The following is a 2467-nucleotide window of genomic DNA, read 5'->3' as shown; positions in this document are numbered from 1 at the left end:
TTTTGCATCATTGACAATATAGTTGATTGCATTTTTTAGGTTGCCTGGTTGCTTAATTTGAAATACTTTAGTTACGACCATTTTTAATCTTTCTAACCTCCTTATTTTCAAATTCTTCTTTAACCAACTTTTTCATTTTATCAATTTCATCTGCAAGACCTAACAGCAATTCTTTATCTAATTCATTAAATGTATTTGCGTATTTTGTTAACTGATTTATATTCTGTCCGATCTTATTTATTTCTTTTCTTAAATTTAAAAGCTCAGAATAATCTATAGTTACTATCTGTCCATTTAACAACATTTTTAAAGCGTAGTTTTGAAAATTATTTAATCCAGATTGTCTGATCTTTTTAAGAAGATATTGGTTTTCTTCTTCGGTAAAGCGTACTTTTCGTTCTTTATTTCTATATCTATTTTTGTCTTTTTCTATAGACATCAGCCCACCCCCTGAGTTATACTTTTATCTGTTGCAAGCATAGCGAGCGGGGCCCCACTCGCTCAATTTAAAGGATAGGAAAGCACTTTTTTGAGGTCTTAACTCAAAGTGCTTTTTCCTATCTTTTAAATATTTTTGGGGAAATCCCCAATCCCCTTTTTCTCTACTTTGTAGAGCTTTTTTATTCTGTCACAGGGTTAAAATCTAAAATAGTTTTCTTTAGTTTTATGAAATCTGCTTCATTCATATTTTCTAATTCTGTAATTGAATCTTTTAATTCATTTACAAAAATATCATCAATTCCTGAATCAATTTCTTTTAAATCTTCTCGCATTAATTCTACAATTGATTGTTTTGGCTTAGCAATATTTTCTTCAATTTTTACTTTTTTTCCTGATAGCCATTCAGACATATCATAAAAATAAGTCATCAAAACACTTTCTAGATTTTCCATTTTTAATCTTCGCTTTCTAGCCCTTTAACTTTTTTTGAACTTTGTTCGGGCATCACATTGTTCTTAATTCTTTTTTTGTGTTTTTCTCTATTTTGTGTTGGTCAAAAAATGAATTAGTAGAAATCTTTTCATTCGTTCTTGCTTTATCTAATCTTTCATAGAAAGCATTTTTAGGTTTTTGATCAGGTTTCTTTTCGATCATTTCTTTTTCTATCACTTGATACTTTTGCATTTTTTCATCAATTCTACTAATCAAAGAAGATGCTTCCTTTTGTACAATATTTAATTGAGCCTTTAAATCAGATAAAGAACTTTTATCTTCTGACCAGCCTGCAAGATATCCAAAAGTTTTATTTCCTGTATCAAGTCCTAAATATTTTGCGACTACATAAGCAACTGATTCTGCTTGTAATTCTTTTGTTGAAACTGATAGATTTTCTCCCAGTTTTAACAATGAATCAACATTATGTAAATCAGAATGAGCCATTTCATGAATGATTGTAGATAGAGTATGTTCTGCAGATCTTCCTTTTGCAATATGTATTGTATGGTCAAATGGTCTATAGAATCCATTAGATCCATCTGTTATTTCTTCAAAAGTTATAGGCACATTATTTTCTAAAGAAATTTCTTTTAGAATTTTAAAAATTCTAATCGCTTCTTCTTTAGTTAATTGATTATGTATTTTTTTTGTAGGTTCTACAATATCTAATTCTTTTCCTTTTTGTGGCACAACCTGACTTATATCAAAAACTGGAACACGTTTAAAGAACATTCCTTTTTCTGGTTTATTCGTTAATGGATTTATAATAGGATCACCATTTTTATCCTTTTTAATAAACTCACAAGGAGCTAATACATAGATTGCTTTTGATCCTTTTTTAACCATTCCATTTCTTTTTTTCCAGTCATTGAATGAAGCAACTAGCCTAGCTGTAGGATATTGTTTCATTATCAGCATAACATTTCTTGCAGAATATTTGTGGAATGTTGCCATAGAATCCAAAAAGTTTTGATAGTGTTCACTATCATAATATTCCTTAATTCCATTTTCTAATAGATCGGAAAGAGCTTTTGTATCATTATTTTTTATTAATTCTGATACTTCTAAATTTTGTTTTTGATCTTCTGGCAAGCTGTTTAATGGATCTGTACCAGATCCAACTTCTACACCATCTGAAACACCATCTCCATCTGAATCAGGAGAATTTGGGTTAGTTCCAATTGATTCTTCAAAATCATCTGTTAGCCCATCTCCATCTGAATCTTTAATTTCAGTAGCTTTCTTTTGCTCAATTTCTAGATCTAAAAGAACCTTTTTTAAAATTCTTTTGTCTATTTCATTAGCAAATTTTATATCTTCTTCTGAAAATCTTTCGTCCATCATCTCAGAAAGTAAATATGGTTCAGAACCAACATCATACCTAATACCGTATGTGATACTTTCTCCTTTTTCATTTGCAAGATCAAAGGCTGTTTTATCATATCCATTTTCTTCTTTTGATAAACGTTCATTTTCGGAATATAAAACTTCTACAAATTCCTCATACGGAACTAATTCATCTTCTTCAAAT

General features: G+C 29.4%; 3 protein-coding genes. All 3 read right to left on the bottom strand.

Annotation, left to right across the window (positions count from 1 at the left end):
- Positions 1-67: 67 nt before the first annotated feature.
- Positions 68-439 carry a plasmid mobilization protein gene (locus I2E70_RS10490; RefSeq protein ID WP_155173254.1) on the bottom strand — a complete coding sequence of 124 codons (372 nt, stop codon included), beginning with the start codon at positions 437-439 and terminating at the stop codon, positions 68-70.
- Positions 440-620: 181 nt separating this feature from the next.
- The gene (locus tag I2E70_RS10485; protein ID WP_195424701.1) at positions 621-893 is read right to left on the bottom strand and encodes a hypothetical protein; all 273 of its coding nucleotides are present in this window, start codon (positions 891-893) and stop codon (positions 621-623) included.
- Positions 894-945: 52 nt separating this feature from the next.
- Positions 946-2467 (bottom strand): ArdC-like ssDNA-binding domain-containing protein (locus I2E70_RS10480; protein WP_229060308.1); only part of this gene is annotated, 1522 nt, incomplete at its 5' end.

It is taken from the genome of Streptococcus parasanguinis, assembly GCF_015556095.1.
GTDB lineage: Bacteria > Bacillota > Bacilli > Lactobacillales > Streptococcaceae > Streptococcus > Streptococcus parasanguinis_Q.
Note: the sequence above shows the minus strand (reverse complement) of the source record. Positions and strands in the feature narration are given on the sequence as shown.

Bases quoted from the DNA above. Each gene is read 5' to 3' on its own strand.
- I2E70_RS10490 (WP_155173254.1), bottom strand. From the start codon at position 439: ATGTCTATAGAAAAAGACAAAAATAGATATAGAAATAAAGAACGAAAA.
- I2E70_RS10485 (WP_195424701.1), bottom strand. From the start codon at position 893: ATGGAAAATCTAGAAAGTGTTTTGATGACTTATTTTTATGATATGTCT.